The sequence below is a fragment of the Candidatus Phytoplasma oryzae genome, assembly GCF_003263355.1.
Classification (GTDB): domain Bacteria; phylum Bacillota_I; class Bacilli_A; order Acholeplasmatales; family Acholeplasmataceae; genus Phytoplasma; species Phytoplasma oryzae_B.
In genome coordinates this window covers 92,065-113,482 of the sequence record NZ_JHUK01000002.1, presented here as the reverse complement: position 1 = coordinate 113,482, position 21,418 = coordinate 92,065, and the positions used below count along the sequence as shown (strand labels likewise).

Below are 21,418 nucleotides of genomic sequence, written 5' to 3'. Positions count from 1 at the left end.
AACCGCCGGATGCTTGGAAACTTGCTTGTCCGGTGGTGTAGGGGGCTTATGGTAATAAATCCATCTTGTATGGTTAAACGTCATAATTCTATCCTGATCTTTTAAATAGTATTCTTACTGTAGAAAAAGGGAAACCTTTAAGTCATCAAAACATTGGATGGCAATATTTTACTCAAAATTTTTTTAAATTTTTAAATAAAAAAGAAAGAATAGTTTATATATTATGGGGTAAGTTTTCTCAACAATATGAAAAATATATTAAAAAAGATAAGAATTATATTATTAAAAGTTCTCACCCTTCATTTTATTCTGTAAATAAAGGTTTTTTTGGTTCAAAACCTTTTTCTAAAACTAATAAATATTTGAAAGAAAATAATATTATTCCGATTAATTGGAATTTAAATAGATAATAATTTTTTTCCAAATATTAATATTTATTTATTATTTAGAATGAGTTTGTTATTATTAATTATGAAAAAATATTATAGTTTAAAACTAAATTTTGATCAGATCCAAATTATTAAAAATAAGTTTCAAAATTTTATTATAAATAATTTAAACAGTAAAAATAAACATATTTATTTTATAATTAAAAAAGATAATGATACGATTACAATTTTTAATAGCGGTATTTGTTTAATTCAAGGAAAGAAAATTGAAAAAAATGTTTTATTAATTTTTAATATTTTAAATTTAAATATAAAAGATATAAATTTAGATTCTAAAAGTTTAGATATTTTTGCTTATAAAAATTTTTCTTTTTTTAGTAATGAAGAATATGATAATATTGGTTCTGATGAAGTAGGTACGGGTGATGTTTTTGGTCCTGTAGTTGTTTGTGCGGTATTTATAGATAAAAAAAAAAAAGATTTTTTTCATAAAATAAATATTCGTGATTCTAAAAAAATTTCTTCGGAAAGAATTTTTAAAATAGCTAATTTGATTATTAATCATAAAATACCTTATATTGTTAAAATTTTAAATCCTCCTCAATATAATTTATTAATTAGAACAAATAATTTAAATAAAATTAAAGCTTTGATGCATAATAAAGCTATTTTAGATTTATTGATATTATTAAAAAAAAAAGATGTTTGTGTTATTGTGGATCAATTTGTTTCTCCTAAAAATTATTTTAATTATTTACAAAAAGAAAAAAAAGTTCATAAATTAGTTATATTTAAAACAAAAGCAGAATCACATTATTTAAGTGTTGCTTTAGCTTCTATTATAGCTAGATATTTTTTTTTAAAGGAAATAGAAAAATTAAGTAAAAATAATAATATTAATTTAAAATTAGGTGCTTCTTCTGTCGTAGACCAACAAATATTAGAAATTTATAATAAAAAAAATATTTCTGTTTTTAATCAAATAGCTAAATGTAATTTTAAAAACATAAAAAAAATATTAAGTGATAAAAAATTAATTTTAGTAGAGGAGAAAAATTAATAATTTTATATGGTTACTATTTTTACAAAAATTATAAATAAAGAAATTCCTAGTTATATTATTTATGAAGACAAATTTGTTATTTCTTTTTTAGATATTAATCCTTTAACTAAAGGTCATGTTTTAGTAGCTACTAAAGAAGAATATAGTTCTATATTTGAAGTTCCAGATTTTATTTTAATGCATATGTTTGTTATAATTAAAAAAATTAGTAAAATTTTAATTAAAACTTTTAACGCTAAAGGTCTTAATTTAATTAATAATAATGGTAAAGTAGCCGGACAAACTATTTTTCATTATCATGTTCATTTGATACCTCGTTTTCATAACAAAGAAGTTAATTTTAGTTTTAATAATCATAATTATAAATTAAAAGAAAATGATTACAAAATTATTCAGCAAAATATTCTCAAAAATTTAAATTTATAACTTTTTTACAAAAATATAAATTTAAATTTATAACTTATTTTGTTAAATTTTTTTAAAAAGGATGAATTTTATGAAATCAAAATTAAAAAGAAAACAAACTAAAATAGAAGAAATAGTTAATTCTATTTCTCATGGTTTAATGATTCCTGTCAGTATTTGGATTTTTATCATTTATTATAGATTATTAATAAAAAAAAATTATTTTCATATTTATAATATTTTACCTTTATTTTTGTTTACCTTTACTATGTTGTTGCTTTATATTATGAGTTGTCTTTATCATGCTTTTTCATTTACACGATTTAGAATTTTATTACAAAAATTAGATCATGTTTGTATATATTTATTAATTTGGGGAAGTTTTACTCCTTTTCTTCTTGTAAATATTCCTGTGGAACAGAAAATGTCTTTTTTATTCTCTCATAAAAGCAAGATTATTTTTATTATCCAAACTTTTTTAGTATTATTTGGTATTTTAGGCGAATTATTTTATTTTAAGAATAACAAAAGGATACATTTGTTTTTATATTTTTGTTTAGGATGGAATGGATTAATTTGTATTAAAGATTTGTTATCTTTAAGTTGGATTATTACTTTTTTCCTTTTATTAGGTGGTTTTATTTATAGTATTGGAGTTTTTTTTTATTCTAAATCATCAAATTATAAATATTATCATTTTATTTGGCATATTTTTGTTATTTTAGGTAATTTATCTCATATTTATGCTATCTATAATTTTATCAATATTTTATAAATAGATAATATGATTTTAGAAAATCATAAATTATTTTTTTTAATTTGTTTTTTATCATTTTTTTGAGAAAAAAGGTATTGTGTGAAATGTGGGAAATATTTGTTAAATTAAAATCTTTAAATATTATTCTTTTTTTTATTGTAGTTTTTTTCTTTTGTTATTTGATAGGTTCTATACCTGTTGGTTTAATTATAGGTAAAATTTTTAAAAAAAAAGATTTAAGTTCATTAGGATCTAAAAATATTGGCACTTCTAATGCTGTTCGTGTATTAGGTTTTAAATATGGTTTAATTATTTTTGTTTTAGATTTTTTAAAAGGTATTATTTCTATTTCTTTAGGTTATTATTTTTTAATTAAAATGTTGGATATAAGAAATTTTATTAATATCATAAAAAAAGAAGAAATTAGAATTTATTTTGGTATAGCTGCTATTTTAGGTCAAATGTTTTCTATTTTTAATCGATTTAAAGGAGGAAAAGGAATAGCTACTTCTGTTGGTGTTATTTTTTGTATTAATCCTTGGATTGGTATTTTTGGTATTTTATCTTTTGTTTGTTTAGTAAGGATATTTGGTTATGCTTTTTTAGCATCTTTAATTTCTACTTTATTAGTTAATTTATTTTTATGGATTTTTTTTTATTTTAATTTACAACCTTATTATCCTATTTTTTTAGAAGATATTTTAGTTATTTTTTTATTAACTTTATTAATTTTTGGTAAACATTATAATAATATTATTAAATGGTTTAATGAGAAAGAAAATAAACTTTTTACTTAATCTATTTTATTTTTTATATTGAAATATAGGTTATTAAAAATTTCATATATTTAAAATAATTGTTGCATTTACTACAATTATTTTTTATTCAAAAATTAAAAAAATTATTTTTTAGATTATATTAATTTTTTATATTTTAACAATTATTTTAATTTTTAAAATATTATTTTTTTTTATAAAAGAAAAATATTTTTATTTAAAAGATATTGTTAAAACTTTAAATTCTGTTTAAATTAAACAAAATAACTTTTTTTACTAAAAATTATAATTCAAAAGAAAATTAAAATATTTTGGTTATTTATATTTCTTTATTATTTTAAAAAACAAATTTAATATTATTAATTTAAATAGTGTTTATGAAGTTAAAAACAAAAAATTGTCAAAAAAATTTCTTAAAAAAAATATAATAATATAATGTTAATTAAATATTGTTGTTATTCCGTTGAAATTGTTATTTTTTTATTAAAAAAATTGAATAATTTATTTTAAAAAAAATTTCCTTTTACAAAACAACAACATTATTCAATATAAGGGAAACTCATAAAATAAAATTAAATAAAAGCAAATCCAATTAAAAATCATTTTTTATAAATTTTTTTAGTACTATTTTAATAGTAATAGTAAAAAACTTTTTTATTTTATTGTCTAAATATGATTATTAAAAAAATAGAAAATCTTTTTTTATGTGATAAAATTATTATTGTTTAAGGGTGAAAAAATAATAATTTTTTAAATACTTATTTTAAAATTAGTTAAAATGAAAAAAATAAGGAGTTTAAATGAAAAGTAATAATGTTGATAGTTAAACAGAAGAAAAAAATATTTTTAACTTTAATAAATTTATTTTTATTTTTAATTATGATAAATTTTTTTTTATTTAAAAATAACAAATTGATGGCTATGGAAACAATACAAAAAAAATATATTCCTCAAGAAAGTTGTTCTTCTGTTAAATTAGAGTTAAATGATTATAATAAACAAACAGTTTCTTTAAATCTATCAAATCCACTTTTTTCTTTAGCAGGAGAACAATTTTTGTATCAATCTTTAAAAAATATCGATCCAATAAGATTAAATCAATTTTTAAATATTAATTCTTTAGAAGAATTACAAAACAAGTATTCTGAAATACAAATTGATTATTCTATCAATTTATCTTTTATTCAATATTTAAAAAATAATTTAGACTTAAGTTTAAGTAATTCTAGTAAAGATTTTGAAGAAACTTTTGAAGAAACTCAAAAAATAAAATTATCTGATTTACAAAATAAAAAAATAAATAATTCTATACAACAATTAAATCTTCCTGATACTATTAATTATCGGAGAGACAGAAAAATTTTTAATTTTATGTATGATGAACAAATCAAAAAAAATATAACATCTCAAATAACATCTCGACCATATTCTATATTTGAAGCAAAAAATCTTTTTATAATTTTTATAGACTTTTTGAATATAGTAGAAGAAAAAAAAGAAATAGAACAATATAATGTTTTTTTAAGTTTGAATTTTAAAAATTATTCTTTTACGGTTTCAAATTATGTTTTTCAAATTAATTTTACTTTAAAAGATATTTTTTTTAAATAAAAAATCCAGAATTTTTTTTCAAAAAATATTTGTTTTTAATATAAAAATTTAATATCAAAAATTAATAATATATTAAATTTTAATTTTAAGAAGAAAGTTTTTAATACTTTCTTTTTTTTTAAACTTTTATTTTTTTCTTAATATTGATTTTATTCAAAATTATTTATGATATTTAATAAAATTATTGACAAAAAACAAAAAATAGTTTAGAATTGAGTTAGTTAAAATTGTCTTATAATTTAACTTATATAATGCGAAATTAATATAATTTAGAATTATCATGGAATAAAATAGATATTTATTGAGACAAAATTTTAAAATAAAATATCATTTATTTTATAAACTACTTTATTTTGTTGAAAAAAAATGTAAAAGGTAACAACATAATGAATATGAGTTTTTTAAACATCCAAAAATTAAATAAAACATTTTTTGATAAGCAAAAACAAAACACTTTTGCTTTAAAAGATATAAATTTATCTTTGCCTTCTTCTGGTTTAGTTTGTATAATAGGTAAATCTGGTTCTGGTAAAACAACTTTTTTAAACTTATTAAGTGGTTTTGAATCTTATGATTCTGGAAATATTTTTATAAATGGTATTTCATTACATAGTCTAGGAGAAAATGAAATAAATAATTATCATAGTCATATATTGGGAATGGTTTTTCAAGAATCTTGTTTATTTACTTTTTTAAATGTAAGAGAAAATATTTCTTTATCTCAAGAATTAATAGGAAAATCTACAAATATTAAGAAAATAGATGATTTATTAACAGAATTAGACATTTCTAGTTTAAAAGAAAAAAAAGTGCTTTATACTTCCGGAGGAGAAAAACAACGTATTTCTTTAGGTCGAACTATTTTTAAAAAACCTGATTTTTTTTTGATTGATGAGCCTACTGGTAATTTAGATTTTGAGACTAGTCGAAATATTTTTCAAATTTTAAAAAAATTATCTACAAACAAATTAATTATTATAATAACTCATGATTTATTAAGTGCATATACTTATAGCGATCGTATTATTGAATTTTCTAATGGCGAAATAATATCTGATTTGTCTAAAAAAAAATCAAGTAATGATGAAACAATAAAAAATATCAATTACAATTTATTAAATATTACTAGTGCTAATGATTTAAAAAAAATATTCCAACATAATTTTGATTTAACTGAAAAAAATGAATTAAAAACAAAAATAGGTAAATTAAATTCTTTAGAAATGAAAGACACCAATCTTCAAACAATTTTGTCAAAAAAACAATTTCCTTTGAATTTTAAAATGATTTTCAAAGTTTGCAAAGAAAACACAAAAAATTTGTTGACCGTATTTTGTAACAATTGGGCTCTTATATATTTTATAACTGCAATGAGTATTTTTACATATTCGGTGATTATTAAACCATATTATAAATTATTTTTGACTAAACCTCCAATATTTGATAATTTTTTTGCAAAATTGTTTGAGGTATTTTATCAAATCCTTCTTCTCAAGACAAAAGTTGCAGACCCAAATGAAATATTATTAATATCTTGGGGAATAAGTTTTGCTATGTTTTGGCTATTTTTGTTCCCATTAAGTTTAATCATTATTTTCGCTCGACACCAACAATATTTTAAAATACATGAAAGAAATATGTCAATTTTAAAATATTTAGGTATTTCTAAAAAAAATATAAAAAGAATTTTTTCAGTAAAAGAATTTTATCATTTTTCAATGTCATTGCTGTTTGTTATTTTATTTATGTGTTTCTTAGAAATGATTATGCCTAATTTTGCGAAGAGGATTCAATACTTCGGTACTTTTATGGTTGCGATTCAAAAAAGTATTCAAGAACAAAATATAAAAGAAATGTTTATGCTTTTTTTATCTATTTTTGTTCCATTATTTATTTTTATCTTTATATCTTCGATCATAGTATTAAAATTACACATAAACCGATGGTATAAGAAAAAACATATTAAATTTATTAATTAATAATAATATAAATAATATAAAATAATATTAACATTTAAAAAATTTTTTTTAAAAAATATTAAAAGATAATTTACAAAAATAAAAAATAACTCAATAAATAATAATAATTTTTATTTTTTAATTATTTTATATTAATTGTTTTTATATAAAAACAATTAATATAAAATAATTAATTAATAAGATTAATATAATAAAAATGATTAATTTTCATCAAAATATTTATTTTTAATTTTTTTTATATCGAAGTTATGATAAAAAAGATAGTAATATAAAAAAATAATAATAAAAAGAGATATAATATCAAAATTTTATAAAAAATATTTTTTTTAATATTTTTAGATCAATAAAATAAAAAATTGATAAAACATAATATATTTTTGACTATTTAACTATAAAAAGTAATTATTAATCATTTATAATTATATAATAAACAGATTTACTTATCAATTTAATAATTTTTTTTATTATAGATTTAACCAATTTAAATTTTTGAAAAGAGATAATCAATTTAAGTTTAAAAAAGAAGGAAAGTATGTATTATATCTTAAAAAAACATCGAAATCAAACCAAAATTAGAAAAACCAAAAATATTTTTTTTTATAATTTATTTTTATATTTTTTTATCATTATTACTATCATTACTTATTTAACGAAACTACAAATCTTTGATATCGTATATTTAAGTTTTAATAATAAAGAAAATTTTATAGAAAGTATCAAAATAATTTTATATACTTTTATAAATCAGACTTTTTATTTTTTTACGAGTCAAAGTAATTTTTTAGTAATAATTGTTTTAATTTTAAATCTTACTAAATTTAAAAAAAATAAATATTATCCAATATTAGCTTTTATTGTTTTAATTGATATATTATTAACAGGAATAGTTTGGAATTTAATAGCTGCTCCTACTAATGAATTAAAAGAAATAACAGATAATTTTTTTACAATAAGTTTATTTCAACATTTTTATATTCCTATTTTGTATACTATATTTTATTTTTATCATTATGTTGATTTTAATTCTTTTTTTACTCTTCGTAAAGCATATTATGCTTTAATCCATCCATTATTTTATCTTTTTTATTCTCTTTTATTAGGATATTTTTCAAAAGAAAAATTATATCCTTATCCTTATAATTTTGTGAATCCTAATGAAAAGTGTGTTTTAAGTGAAACTTTTTTTATTTTTTTTAAAATAAATAATTATAAAGAAAAACAAGGTTTTTTAGGAGTTTTTATTAATAATATTTTTTTATTAATTGTTTTAATTTTCTGTATCCTTTTTTTATATATTTTATATAAAAAAATAAAATCTAAAAAATAAATTAAAAAAGATTTTTTTGATTTTTTTTAATATTATTTTAATAATATAAAAAAACTGAAAAATTTAAATTTAAAACAGAAAAGAAACAAAATATTAACAAATGTTACTACATCCACGACAACAAAAAACTTGTTTTATTTTGATCCACTTAATCTTAATTATTTTCTATAAAATAGATCAAAAATATTGTTTAATAAAGGATTTTTTGATAAAAAATGAAACTCTTTCTTTTCTTATTAAAAGAACTAAGCAAATAAATTATTTATTATTTTTCTTTTTTTATTTTGTTTTTTTTCTACAAAATAACTTATGAGCAATGAATAAAGAAAAAGATATTATATAGTCTCTCTCTCTTCTAAATGATAAAATAGAATTAAGAATAAAAATTGAAGATAAACTAAGAAATTAATTTAGTTTATCATACACTTGAACTAATCCCAAAAAAGATTATTTTACAAAATAACATTAATTTTGAATGAATAATTAAAAGAAAAATGTAAAATAATCGAAATTTAAACGTTACTCGATTTTGGTTTTTTTATGATTTTGTATTAATAGGATTTCGAAATGAAATCAAAAACAAGAAAAAATAATTATCATTTCAATATTTTTAGATGAATTCATAGTTAAAAAAAGATAATGCAGAAAATCTGAACAAAAGAAGAAATTAACAAATTATTTTCTTATAACTTATATTTATAACGTTTATGTTTGTGATTAAATAACCCTTTTAGTTTATAGATGGAATTAAGAAAATTTTTTGGATTTTTTTTGATATAAATATTTCAAGTTAAAAATATGATAATAATATTATTATGAATTTTTTTTGAGCACATATTCTTTCATAAAAGAATCTTCACTATTTTTCGAAGGTCATTTTATTTTAAATAGTATTTCTTTTTTAAGAAAGTGAATTTAAAAATTTTAAAAAAAATTTTTTTAAAATTAGATTATTTAGTAGTTTCGATTACATAGAATAATGAAGTTAAAATAATAATTTTTGATTAAATTTTAGATTTATGAAAAAATTATTAATAATTTTATGAAAAAAATATAATTCTAAAAAACAAATATTAAATAAAGTAGAAACTTTTATATATAAGAATATAAAACTAAAATATAAATAATTAAAATTAAAAAATATTAATATTTCATTGTGATATGAATATTTTTGATAAAGTTTGAATAAGTTATTAAATGATATTTAATTTTTTATTTATTTAATTATGATTGTTTATATTATTTATTATTATTTATGATTTTTAAAATTAATTTTTTAGATATTTTTCAACAATTTAAATTGAAATAAAATAAAATTTAAATTTACAGTTTCTTTGATAAAAATAAAAAAAATTAAAAAATAATAGATATTTAATTTGTCTCTAATTAAGTTCAAAAAATTTTAAAAAACTTTTGGGTTATCAAATAAATGTTTTTTAATTTATTTTTGATAAAATGAAAATAGTATTTATTGAAGAGGTATGAAAAAAAGCTTTTTTGATTAAAAGAGTTTATCGTTGTATTTTAGTAAAAGAGTTTATCGTTGCACAAGATTCATAATAATTAACTTTAGTTGAGAGATGTTTAGGTAATATTATTTCCTTCAATATTGTGTTTTTAGTGTGCATTATGATTATTTACTCCGAAATAAATATGAAAATAAAAAGTCTTTTTTATACGATATTTTTTAAAATGTATAAAAAAGACTTTTATTTTTTTTAAATATTTTGATTGTTAAACTTTAAAATTTCTTTTATTTGATTTTCTAAAAATTTTTTTTCTAATAAAATTTCTCTTATTCTTCTTTTAAAAAAATATTTTTTGTTAATTAAATGAAATATTGATGATTCAGTAAAAGATTTTAATTTAAAGTTTTTTTCTGAGTATAATAATATTTGTTGGTTTTCGTTTTGTAAATAAAGAATTTTAGTTTCTATTTGAAATAATTCTTTTGTGATTAAATCTTGTTCTTTTAATAAAAAATATATTTTATTTTGTAAAGGTTGAATTTTCTTTTCTTGTTCTAAAGAAACAGTTGGAACTTGCCGAGAAAAAACTGGTCCCGCATAAATTAAATGAGATGTTAAATTATGATTGAATATTAAAAATAAAAATATTATAAATAAAAAAAGGAAATTAAAAGGTATTTTTTTGGAATTAAAATGCATCATTTTAAAAAACTTTCTAAATAGAATGATAAAGAAGTTATAAGTCTTGTCATAATAAATAAAGTTTATGAAAAAATATCAGGTTATTAAAATATAAAAAAGTACCAAAGATTATTTTAGATTTTAATTTATTTTAATATTATTCGTTTAATATTTGAATAATGAAAAAAGTTTCAAAAATAAAAATTCAAAAAATTATTAATTTTTTATTATTTCCATATATTTTTATAATTATTTATCAATTATAAAAAATTTTTAAATATAAAACATAATAATTATAAATCTTTTTTTATAGAAAATTAATAAAAAATAATTGTAATAAATATATAAATATTTTTGAATATATATTCAAGAGCACAAATATTATTAGTTTAAATAAAGTGAATAAATAAAGTTTTCAGTAAAAGTAATATTTAGCTAATAAATTTATTTTTTTGATTTAAAAATTAATAAATTAATGTTTTTTAAAAAAATATTTATTATTGTTTTTAAATTTATTATTCAAATTTTATTTTTTAAAATAATGATTTAAATTTTTTTTAAAAAAAATATTTTTTTAATCTATAATAATTATTTAATTATTGAAATGATAATAATTTTTTTAATATTTTTTTATAACATATTATTAAGAAAGAGTGGATAAAAGAATTGAAAATAAATAAAATTAATAAATATAAATATTTAAAATTTTTAATATTTTGCTTATTAATTTTGCTTTTTATTTTACTTAATATGGATAATTTTATAAAAGCTATGAATTATAATAATATAAGTGATTCTGATACTTTTAAAAATGATAAAAATATTTATACAAAATTTATGAAAGTAAATAACGCTAAAGCTAATATTGTTGTAACACATGGTATTGGAGAAAGTTCAGAAGAATATATAAAATTAGCAAAAATTTTAAATGAATTTGATTTTAGTGTTTTTCTTTATGATTTTCGAAGTCATGGAAGGAGCTATAATGAAAATAACATAGCAAATATTCAAGATTACAATGTTTTATTAGAAGATTTAAATTTAATAGTTCAAAAAATTAAACAAGATAATAACTTAAAGATAATTTTATTAGGACATAGTTTAGGCGGAATCATTAATAATTGTTATATTTTTAAATATAACGATATAGATGGTGTTATTAATAGCGGTTCTCCTACAAAAATTATAAATGAAGTACAAATTTTTATGGATAAAAATCAGATCCAAAATATATCTAATATTCCAACTGCTACAGAAGATCAATATGAAAAATTTGCGAGAATACCTTTAAATGAAGAAGAGAAAAAATATCGAATTTCTTGTATAACTCCTCAATTTATAAAAACTACTATGGTTGATAGTATTCAATATTTTGAAAAAGAATTTAAAGACAAACAATTTTATTATCCAAAATCTATTTTATTACTTCATGGACAACAAGATTACATTATTTCTTGTGAAAATAGTCAAGAAATGTTTAATAAAATGAATAATCAAAACAAAAAGATCATTTTATATCCAGAAGCATATCATAATTTATTTCATGATATAAATTATCAACAAGTAATAAAAGATGTCTTAGAATGGTTAGGAGAAGAAACTTTAAAAAAATAAGTTTAATTATTTAAATGAAAAAAAATTAAAGTCGAAGTTATTTGATATGAATTTCTTTTAAAAAAAATAATATAATAATCTCTATATTATAAATAAGGAAAATTATTATTATCTAATTTTATTATAAACAGTAAGAGTAAATTTTAATGAAATATTTTTTAATTAAAGATTTACAAAAAAATAATTATTTTTTAATCTTTATTTAAATTGTAGTTTATTGTTTGTTCCATTTTTGATTATCGGAATTAAAAAAAAATTGTTTGATTAATTTAAATAATGATTAATTTTTGTTTTATTAAAAAAAATAATTATATTTTAAAATCAAATAATATGGACAATTTTTAGAATAATGAATTTATTTTTTATTTTTTTTAAGACTCTCAAAAAGATTTTGTTGGTTTATGAAAAAATTTTTGGTTAATATTTTTTTTGATAAAAAAACAATTTTATATAAATTTATATATTAATAATTTTTTTAGATTTTATTTGATTAATGATAGATTTTTAGTTGTTTTTTGATGTTTTCAAGAATATTTTTTGATATTTACTTAATTATTAATTCAAATAAAATAAGTTAAAAATAATGTTGTTTTTGTTTTTAATTATATTAAATAATGATTTTTTTGATTCTTTTTTGAATTATTAAAATAAATTATTTTTTTATTAATGAATTTTGTTTTTATTATTATTCGTTATTATTGTTAAATTTGATTTTGAAATAATTTTTTATACATTATTATTGTGAGAAATAAACATTTTACCAAATAGAATATAATATTTTGATTTTTATGGTGATTTATTTCTAGCTATTAAGATTATTATGTAATAATATAAAAATATTTAAATCAAATATTTATAAATAAAAAATTATTTTTTATTTACATTAATTTATATTAAATTTGATATACAATTAGAATAATTTTTATTTTTATTTTAGGTTATTTTTATTTCTTCTTATTTTTAAAAATAAGAAGAAATATTTTTTCATCTAAAACATAATATTTAATATTTATATAATTAATTAAGTTTATTTTTTTATTTTTTTTAATAAATCTTGTGAATAATTCTTAAAAAATAATAAGTATTATTTTTAATGTTTTTTTAAGGTTAAAATAATATTATTTTTTATAATAAAACTAATAAAAAAATTATATTTTTTTTAAACATAAAAGATAATTTAAATGATTGAGAAAATTTTTTCAAGGTTAGATAGATCATCAATAAAAATAAATTTATTTATTTGAAAAAATTGTTAAATTTTTATTTTTTTTGAAGATAAATAAAAAATATTTTTTTACAAAAAATAGGTGTAAAAGAAGTTGAATTTTTTATTTTTTGATATACTCATATGGTTAATTAATATTAATGATAAATTTTTTTATACTTAACGAAAAGAAAAAATAATTTAATTTATTTTTTTAGTCAAAAATATGTTTTTTTGTTTATTATTTTTATTTGTTTGGTTCATTATTTATTGTGTTATTATTTGTTTATATAATATATTTATATAAACTTTTTTTATTTTACCTATAATTAAATATTTTTTTCTTAAAATATAATAATAAAAAAATATTTAATAAAAAAATATCTAAATTATAAAAAGGATTAAAAAAATATTAATGAATGAAAATGAAAATCAGCTTATTTTATTGAAAAAAATAAAAAAATTAGAGACAGACATCCAAAATGATTTAAAAAATATTAAAGATACTGAAAGTTTAAAAAAAATAGAGGTAAAATATAATGGAAAAAATAGTAATATTTCTATTTTATTAAAGCATATTAAAAAACACAGTTTAGAAACTAAAAAAAAAATCGGAAAAGAAATTAATCTTTTGAAAAAAAAACTTTTTTTTTGGATCCAAGAACAAAAAAAAAAAATAGAACAAGAAAATATATTATTTTCTATTAAAAAAGAAAAAATTGATATTACTTTACCTTCTTTTGCTTTTCGCAAAGGAAGTATACATCCTTTGAACCAAACTATTGAAGAAATAGAAGATTTTTTTTTAAGATTAGGTTACTCTATTTTTAGAGGTGACGAAATAGAAACTGATTTGTATAATTTTGAAATGTTAAATATAGATCAATATCATCCAGCTAGAGATATGCATGATTCTTTTTATTTAAATATTAATTCTATGAAAAAACTTTTAAGAACTCATACTTCTTCTGTACAAATTAAAGCTATGTTAAAAAGCAATTCTCAACCTTTAAAAATAATTTCTTCAGGTAAAGTTTATAGAAGAGATAGAGATGATGATACTCATAGTCATCAATTTATGCAGTTAGAAGGTTTTATGATTGATTCTAATATTAATTTAGTTTATTTACAAGAAATTATTGTAATGTTTATAAAAAGTTTTTTTGGCCATAAACAAAAAATGAGAATTCGCCCTTCTTATTTTCCTTTTACTAATCCCAGTTTAGAAGTAGATCTAATAATTCAAGATAATAATAACAATGATGTTTATTTAGAGATTTTGGGCGCAGGAATGATACATCCTGAAGTTTTAAAAAAAGGTAATTATGATCCTCAAAAATATAACGGTTTAGCTTTTGGTATGGGAATAGAACGTATTACGATGTTGAAATATGCTATAAATAATATTAGAAATTTTTATAATAACGATATTCGTTTTTTAAAACAATTTTCTAAATATTAAATAAATATAATTAATTAAATTAAGGTTAAATTATGATAATTAACGAGAATATTTTAAAACAATATATATCACCTTTAAACTATGAAATAGACAAACTAAAATTATTAATTAATAATCATATGATCGAAGCTTCTAGTTATTGTTACTTTTTAAATGATAATCGTCAATTTATTATAGGTCAAATTAAAAAATTTTATAAAATAAATGAATTTAATAATAATTATTTAGTTGAAGTAGATATTGGAGAAATTATTCATATTATTTCTTTATCTCCTGATCTTGAAGTAGATAAGAAAGTGATCATTATTTTAAAAGAAACATATAATTTTCAAAATAAAAAAAAAAATGTAGAAGAAAAATATTTAAACAATATTAATTCTGATGCTATTTTTTGTTCTGCTAAAGAATTAAATTTAAATCCAGAATTTTTAACTGATAATGAACAAAAAGATATTTTATTTTTAGAAGATGAAGCTTCTATTGGAGAATGTGCTTTAAAATATTTAGGCATTAAAGGTTTTTTTTTAGATTTAACACTTACTCCTGATAGAAATGATCTTTTATCTTATGTTGGGTTTGCTAAAGATTTAAAGTCTATATTACAAGATAATCAAATTAAATTAAAAAAAGAAATATCATTAACTATTAATGAAGAAAAAAAAATAAATCCTTTAGAAATTAAAATTTTAACTTCTAGTTGTTTTGAATATAATATTCGTTATATCAATAATATTAAAATAGATATTTCACCTTTATGGTTGAGAAATAAATTATTTTTACATAATATTATTCCTATAAATAATGTAATTGATGTTATGAATTTGATTTTATTAGAATATGGAATTCCTCTTAATGTTTTTAATGCTACTTTATTGAATGATAATTTAATTCAAATAAGAAATGCTTATGAAGATGAATTTTTTATGTTATCCAATGGACAAAAACATTATTTTAAAAGTGATGATTTAGTGATTGAAAATGATAATAAAATTATTTCTATAGCTGGTATTAAAACAAATGATTTGTTTGAAATAAACCAACAAACTAATCAAATTATTTTATGTTCTTTTTACTTTAAACCCGAATCTATTTTAAAAATAAATAAAAAACTAAGGATAAAAAATGAAAATTTTTTACGTTTATCTAGAGGTATTGATCAAAATTTATTAAAAAAAGCTTTAGATAAAGCTGTTTTTATTTTGCAAAAAATAACTAATTGTTCAGTATTACAAAAAATGATTTCTCTTCAACATAGTAAATATAGCAATACCAAAATTTTAATTTCTTTAAAATTTATTTATTTAAAAACAGGTATTAATTTTTCTTTTAAACAAGTTTATGATTTTTTAACATCTTTAAATTATGAAATTGAAATTGTTTCATTTCAAATTTTAAAAGTTAAAGCTCCTTCGCATAGATATTATATTAAAATTGCTGAAGATGTTATTTCTGATTTAATTAGGATGCATGGTTATAATCAAATATTATCTTATAATTTGGCTGTATTAAAAGTAGAACAATATAATATAAGAGATATTAAAGAAAAAAATATATATCATTTAAGACATTTATTATCTAATTTAGGTTTGAATGAAACTATAACTTATAGTTTAATTAATGATGAATTATTTTTTTTATTTTCTAATTCTCAAAAATATTTAAGTATTTTCAAACCTCTTTCTTATGATAAAACCATTTTAAGACAAAATTTAAGTTGTAGTTTATTAGAAGTTTTAAGTTATAATCAAAAAAATCAAAATTTTGATAATTCTTTTTTTGAAATAGGTAATGTTTATATGCCAGAACAAGAAGAACTTCATTTAGCGATAGTTTTAAGTGGTACTTTTTTTAATACTGGATGGCTTAAAAAAGATATTAAAAGTTCTTTTTTTCTTTTAAAAGGTATTTTAGATGTTATTCAGTCTTTTTTAGATATTACATTTAATTTAGTTAGCACTGATTCCTATAAGAATCTTTTTCCTTCAAAACAAGCGGATATTTTTTTTAAAGAAAAAAAAATTGGTTTTATAGGACAAATACACCCTTTGTTAGAAAAAAAATATTATGTTAAAAAAAGTTTTGTTATGGAAATTAATTTACAGAATCTTTTATTGAAAAAAAAAAAGAGAGTATTATTACATGAAATTAGTAAATTTCCTTCCATTACTAGAGATTTTAGTTTTTTTGTTAATAAAAAATATAGTTTTGAACAATTAAATCAAACTTTAAAAGAAGAAATATCTAGTTTTTTTGTTAAATGTGAACTTTTAGATTTTTTTGAAAAAAAAAATGATATATCTGTTAATGAATATTCTTTAACTTTTCGGTTAACTTTTAATAGTTCAATCCAAAATTTAAATAAAGAACAGGTTAATGATTTTATGTTAAAGATAGAATCTAAAATGAAAAAAAAATATAAAATTATAATAAGATAGATAAAAAAATTTAAAAAGGCGGAAATATTTCGTGCATAAAGGCATAATAGTAGAATTTTTAGTTAAAGGATATATTTTAGTAGATTTAAAAATAAAAAAAAAAATTTATGCTCAAAATAAAGGTAAATTAAAAAAATATAATATAAATAAAAAAAATATTTGTATAAATAATAAAATAGATATTAAAATTGGAGATATTGTTTTATATGAATATAAGCAAGATGTTTTTTTAATTGATAGTATTTTACCTAGAAAAAATTTTTTAGTTAGGCCCAATATAGCTAATATAGATCAAGTTTTTTTAGTTTTTTCTGTAATAAAACCTTATTTAGAATTTAAATTATTAGATAAATTTTTATTAATTTTAAAAAAAACTAATTTAAAAGTTATTTTAATATTTACTAAAGTTGATTTAATATCTCAAGCTAAATTAATTGTATTGAAACAAAAATTATCTTATTATGAAAAATTTTATTCTATTTATTATATTAATTATAAAAACAAAAAAAATTTGATTTTTTTATACCCTTTTTTTAAAGATAAAATAACTATTTTTGCTGGTCAAACAGGAGTGGGTAAATCTACTATAATTAATTCTTTAACTAATTTTAATATTAAAACTCAAGAAGTTTCTGATTATTTAAATAGAGGTAAACATACCACTAAAAATTCTAAATTATATTTTTTTCAAGATGGTTATATAGCTGATACTCCAGGTTTTTCAAAATTATTTTTATTAGATATAAAACCTCAAGAGATAAAGAATTTTTATGATGATTTTTTAATTTTTTCAAAAAAATGTTTTTTTGGTAATAATTGTTTACATTTTAGAGAAAATAAATGTGCTGTAAAAGAAGCTTATCAAAAAGGATTAATTTTAGATAAAAGGTATAAAAATTATTTATCTTTTTTTATAGAAATGACAAAAAAAAAAGAAAAAAAAATTTTTTAAATTTATTTTATATATGTATAATTATTCCATGATGATTAAATTCAAAAATATTAAAAAAACATAAAATTCCAAAAAGGTTCAAATATAAAATATGAATTTCGAAGAAATTAACAAGAAAAAAAGTAAAATACGTAATTTTTCTATTATTGCACATATAGATCATGGAAAATCTACTTTAGCTGATAGAATTTTAGAAATGACAAATACAATTGAAAAAAGATCTATGAAATCTCAATATTTAGATTCTATGGCATTAGAAAGGGAAAGAGGTATTACTATTAAATTAAATTCTGTAGAAATTATTTATAAATCAAAAAATCAAATTGAGTATATTATGCATTTAATTGATACTCCAGGACATGTTGATTTTAATTATGAAGTTTCTCGTTCTTTAGCTGCTTGCGAAGGAGTTTTATTAATAGTAGATTCAACTCAAGGCATTCAAGCACAAACTTTATCTAATGTTAATTTAGCTTTAGAAAATAATTTAACTATAATTCCTATTTTAAATAAAATTGATTTACCATATGCTGATGTAGAAAAAACTAAAAAAGAAATGAAAGATATTTTAGGATTAGATCCTGATTCTATTATTTTGGCAAGTGGAAAAACAGGTTTTGGTGTTGATAAAATTTTAGAAAATATTATAGAAAAAATTAATCCTCCTGATGGTGATGTTCAAGCTCCTTTGCAAGCTTTAATTTTTGATTCTATTTTTGATACTTATAAAGGCGTTATTCCTTCAATTAGAATTATGAATGGTATTTTAAAAAAAGGTGATAAAATTCGTTTTATAGCTAGTAGGGCCATTTATGAAGTGATGGAAGTAGGTATTTTCAATCCTAAACCAACAAAAAGAAATTTTTTATCTGTAGGAGATGTTGGTTATTTAAGCGCTTTTATTAAAAATATAGATGATGTTCAAGTAGGAGATACTATTACTTTAAGTAGAAATAATGCAGTTTTACCCTTACCAGGTTATCGTAAGGTTAATCCTGTAGTTTTTTGTGGTTTATATCCTGTGGATTCTAGCAAATATTCTAGTTTAAAAAGTGCTTTGCAAAAATTAAAATTAAATGATTCTTCTTTAAGTTATGAAATTGAAAGTTCAAATTTTTTAGGTTTAGGTTTTAGGATTGGTTTTTTAGGATTGTTACATATGGAAATTACAAAAGAAAGAATTGTGAGAGAATTTAATATTGAAGTTATTATTACAGCTCCTTCTGTTATTTTTCATGTTTTTACAGCTCATAAAAAGATTATTATAGATAATTTATCTAAATGGCCAAAAAATCAATCTATTGAAAAAATTGAAGAACCTTATATAAGATCTTTCATTAAATGTCCTGAAATATATGTAGGAGATGTAATGGAAATTGCTCAAAATAAAAGAGGACGATTACAGGATATTCAATATTTAGATAATCAAAAAGTAATGTTAAAATATTTACTACCTTTTTCTGAAGTTATTTATAATTTTTTTGATAAATTAAAATCTGCCACTAAAGGTTATGCCTCTTTCGATTATGAAATGGATAAGTATTATCCTAGTAAATTAAAGAAAGTTGATATATTATTAAATTCTGAAATTGTTGATGCTCTATCTTTTATTGTTTATGAAGATTTTGCTTTTAATAAAGCTAAAAATATTTGTCAGAAATTAAAAGAATTAATTCCTCAACAAATGTTTGAAATCATTATACAAGCGGCTATTGGTAAAAAAGTTATTACTAGAGAAACTATAAAATCTTTAAGAAAAAATGTTATAGACAAATGTTATGGTGGAGATGTAAGTAGAAAAAAAAAGCTTTTAGCTAAACAAAAAAAAGGTAAAAAAAAGATGAAAAATTTAGGAAAAGTTATTTTACCTCAAAAAGCTTTTTTAGCTATATTATCTTCATATGAAAAATAAAGTATTATTATAATTATTTATATTTTTTTAATTTTAAAATATTTAATAAAAAAGTTTGTTTTTTATCAGAAAGGCATATAATAAAATGACAAATTTAATAGAATTAAAAAATATTAATAAAGTTATTAACAATCAAATTATTTTAAAAGATATCAGTTTAAAAATTAAAAAAAATGAATTTGTAACTTTATTAGGCCCATCAGGTTGTGGTAAAACTACTATTTTAAAAATTATTGGTGGATTTGAAGATTTTAATAGTGGTGATATTTTGTTTAATGATAAAAGTATTATTAATGTTGCTCCTCATAAAAGACAAATTAACACAGTTTTTCAAAAATATGCTTTATTTCCTCATTTAAATGTTTTTGAAAATATAGCTTTTAGTTTAAGAATTAAAGATTTAAATTTTAATATAAAAAAAGCAATAAAAAAAATGAATATTAAAAAAAAAGAAGAAATTGAAGAAAATAATAAAAATTTTCGAGATAAATTAAAATCTATTTATCCTTTTTTTAAAAATAGTTTATTTTTTTGGTTTAAAAAACGGAATGATATTAAATTAAAATTATTAAAAAAAGAACTTCAAAATAAAAATAAAAATGTTGTGATTAAATATCAACAAAATATTTTAGATTTAAATAAAAAAATTTTATTTAAAAAAGATAAAGAAGAATTTATTCAAAAAAAAGTATTACATTATTTAAAATTAGTTGGTTTAAAAGGTTTAGAAAAGAGAGAAATTTATCAATTATCAGGAGGTCAACAACAAAGAGTAGCTATAGCCAGAGCTTTAGTTAATGAGCCTAAAATATTATTATTAGACGAACCATTAGCTGCTTTAGATTTAAAGTTAAGACAAGAAATGCAATATGAATTAAAAGAAATACAAAGAAATTCAGGTATTACTTTTATCTTTGTAACTCATAATCAAGAAGAAGCTTTAACAATGAGTGATAAAATAGTTGTAATTAATAAAGGAGAAATCCAACAAATTGGTACTCCAGAAGATATATATAATGAACCAGCAAATAAATTTATAGCTCAATTCATTGGTGAATCAAATTTAGTTTCTGGTGTTTTTAAAAAAGATTATTTAGTTTTTTTTGATGATAAACAATTTACTTGTGTAGATTATGGTTTTAAAGAAAATCAAAAAGTAGATATTCTTATTAGACCTGAAGATATTGATATTGTTAGTGTTAAAGATGGTTTATTAAAAGGTTTTATACATTCTATTTCTTTTAAAGGAGTTCATTGGGAAGTAATTGTAAGAACTAATTATCGTGATTATATTATTCACACTACAGATTTTATTCAAGCGAATACAGAAGTAGGTATTTTTTTTAAACCAGAAGATTTACATGTTATGGAAATATGGTAAT

15 protein-coding genes are annotated in these 21,418 nt (G+C 17.8%); 14 read left to right on the top strand and 1 reads right to left on the bottom strand.

The window, feature by feature from the left end:
- Positions 1–110 precede the first annotated feature (110 nt).
- The 8 genes from DH96_RS01080 (at position 111) to DH96_RS01045 (ending at position 8,307) form a co-directional block, all read left to right on the top strand.
- On the top strand, positions 111–410 hold the full coding sequence (locus DH96_RS01080) for a uracil-DNA glycosylase family protein (protein ID WP_083515918.1): 300 nt from the start codon (positions 111–113) through the stop codon (positions 408–410).
- A gap of 61 nt (positions 411–471) precedes the next feature.
- Positions 472–1,449 (top strand): ribonuclease HIII, encoded by a 978-nt coding sequence (rnhC, locus tag DH96_RS01075; RefSeq protein ID WP_066540526.1) that lies wholly within the window; start codon positions 472–474, stop codon positions 1,447–1,449.
- Between the two features lie 9 nt (positions 1,450–1,458).
- Positions 1,459–1,878, top strand: a complete 420-nt coding sequence (locus tag DH96_RS01070; protein WP_066540523.1) for an HIT family protein — start codon at positions 1,459–1,461, stop codon at positions 1,876–1,878.
- Between the two features lie 70 nt (positions 1,879–1,948).
- On the top strand, positions 1,949–2,632 hold the full coding sequence (trhA, locus tag DH96_RS01065; protein WP_160330320.1) for a PAQR family membrane homeostasis protein TrhA: 684 nt from the start codon (positions 1,949–1,951) through the stop codon (positions 2,630–2,632).
- 86 nt (positions 2,633–2,718) lie between these two features.
- Entirely contained in the window at positions 2,719–3,411 is a 693-nt protein-coding gene (plsY, locus tag DH96_RS01060) for a glycerol-3-phosphate 1-O-acyltransferase PlsY (RefSeq protein WP_066540516.1), read from the top strand.
- 792 nt (positions 3,412–4,203) lie between these two features.
- Positions 4,204–5,001 carry a hypothetical protein gene (locus DH96_RS01055; RefSeq protein WP_066540514.1) on the top strand — a complete coding sequence of 266 codons (798 nt, stop codon included), beginning with the start codon at positions 4,204–4,206 and terminating at the stop codon, positions 4,999–5,001.
- 386 nt (positions 5,002–5,387) lie between these two features.
- Positions 5,388–6,980: an ABC transporter ATP-binding protein gene (locus tag DH96_RS01050; protein WP_066540512.1), complete on the top strand. Its 1,593-nt coding sequence runs from the start codon at positions 5,388–5,390 to the stop codon at positions 6,978–6,980.
- A gap of 532 nt (positions 6,981–7,512) precedes the next feature.
- A complete protein-coding gene (locus DH96_RS01045; RefSeq protein ID WP_083515915.1) occupies positions 7,513–8,307 on the top strand; it encodes a hypothetical protein in 795 nt (264 codons plus the stop codon).
- A 1,718-nt stretch (positions 8,308–10,025) separates the two neighbouring features.
- Here the strand turns inward: DH96_RS01045 and DH96_RS01035 are convergent.
- Entirely contained in the window at positions 10,026–10,478 is a 453-nt protein-coding gene (locus DH96_RS01035) for a hypothetical protein (protein WP_146735084.1), read from the bottom strand.
- A 729-nt stretch (positions 10,479–11,207) separates the two neighbouring features.
- Between DH96_RS01035 and DH96_RS01030 the strand changes: the two genes are divergently transcribed.
- The 6 genes from DH96_RS01030 to DH96_RS01005 all read left to right on the top strand — a co-directional run bounded on the left by DH96_RS01030 (position 11,208) and on the right by DH96_RS01005 (position 21,417).
- Positions 11,208–12,071: an alpha/beta fold hydrolase gene (locus DH96_RS01030; protein ID WP_083515900.1), complete on the top strand. Its 864-nt coding sequence runs from the start codon at positions 11,208–11,210 to the stop codon at positions 12,069–12,071.
- Between the two features lie 1,619 nt (positions 12,072–13,690).
- Positions 13,691–14,737: a phenylalanine--tRNA ligase subunit alpha gene (gene pheS / locus DH96_RS01025; protein ID WP_066540143.1), complete on the top strand. Its 1,047-nt coding sequence runs from the start codon at positions 13,691–13,693 to the stop codon at positions 14,735–14,737.
- 32 nt (positions 14,738–14,769) lie between these two features.
- On the top strand, positions 14,770–17,172 hold the full coding sequence (gene pheT / locus DH96_RS01020) for a phenylalanine--tRNA ligase subunit beta (RefSeq protein WP_066540140.1): 2,403 nt from the start codon (positions 14,770–14,772) through the stop codon (positions 17,170–17,172).
- A gap of 31 nt (positions 17,173–17,203) precedes the next feature.
- Positions 17,204–18,124, top strand: a complete 921-nt coding sequence (gene rsgA / locus DH96_RS01015) for a ribosome small subunit-dependent GTPase A (RefSeq protein WP_066540138.1) — start codon at positions 17,204–17,206, stop codon at positions 18,122–18,124.
- Positions 18,125–18,215: 91 nt separating this feature from the next.
- Positions 18,216–20,036 carry a translation elongation factor 4 gene (gene lepA / locus DH96_RS01010; protein ID WP_066540136.1) on the top strand — a complete coding sequence of 607 codons (1,821 nt, stop codon included), beginning with the start codon at positions 18,216–18,218 and terminating at the stop codon, positions 20,034–20,036.
- Between the two features lie 85 nt (positions 20,037–20,121).
- Positions 20,122–21,417, top strand: coding sequence for an ABC transporter ATP-binding protein (locus tag DH96_RS01005; RefSeq protein WP_066540134.1), 1,296 nt, complete (start codon positions 20,122–20,124; stop codon positions 21,415–21,417).
- The last annotated feature ends 1 nt before the right edge of the window (position 21,418 follow it).

What these genes read in the sequence shown, in the direction of transcription:
- DH96_RS01070 (WP_066540523.1), top strand. Translation starts at nt 1,459, where the DNA reads ATGGTTACTATTTTTACAAAAATTATAAATAAAGAAATTCCTAGTTAT.
- plsY (WP_066540516.1), top strand. Translation starts at nt 2,719, where the DNA reads ATGTGGGAAATATTTGTTAAATTAAAATCTTTAAATATTATTCTTTTT.
- DH96_RS01050 (WP_066540512.1), top strand. Translation starts at nt 5,388, where the DNA reads ATGAATATGAGTTTTTTAAACATCCAAAAATTAAATAAAACATTTTTT.
- DH96_RS01005 (WP_066540134.1), top strand. Translation starts at nt 20,122, where the DNA reads ATGACAAATTTAATAGAATTAAAAAATATTAATAAAGTTATTAACAAT.
- DH96_RS01030 (WP_083515900.1), top strand. Translation starts at nt 11,208, where the DNA reads ATGGATAATTTTATAAAAGCTATGAATTATAATAATATAAGTGATTCT.
- lepA (WP_066540136.1), top strand. Translation starts at nt 18,216, where the DNA reads ATGAATTTCGAAGAAATTAACAAGAAAAAAAGTAAAATACGTAATTTT.
- pheT (WP_066540140.1), top strand. Translation starts at nt 14,770, where the DNA reads ATGATAATTAACGAGAATATTTTAAAACAATATATATCACCTTTAAAC.
- DH96_RS01035 (WP_146735084.1), bottom strand. Translation starts at nt 10,478, where the DNA reads ATGATGCATTTTAATTCCAAAAAAATACCTTTTAATTTCCTTTTTTTA.
- DH96_RS01055 (WP_066540514.1), top strand. Translation starts at nt 4,204, where the DNA reads ATGTTGATAGTTAAACAGAAGAAAAAAATATTTTTAACTTTAATAAAT.
- rnhC (WP_066540526.1), top strand. Translation starts at nt 472, where the DNA reads ATGAAAAAATATTATAGTTTAAAACTAAATTTTGATCAGATCCAAATT.
- DH96_RS01045 (WP_083515915.1), top strand. Translation starts at nt 7,513, where the DNA reads ATGTATTATATCTTAAAAAAACATCGAAATCAAACCAAAATTAGAAAA.
- pheS (WP_066540143.1), top strand. Translation starts at nt 13,691, where the DNA reads ATGAATGAAAATGAAAATCAGCTTATTTTATTGAAAAAAATAAAAAAA.
- trhA (WP_160330320.1), top strand. Translation starts at nt 1,949, where the DNA reads ATGAAATCAAAATTAAAAAGAAAACAAACTAAAATAGAAGAAATAGTT.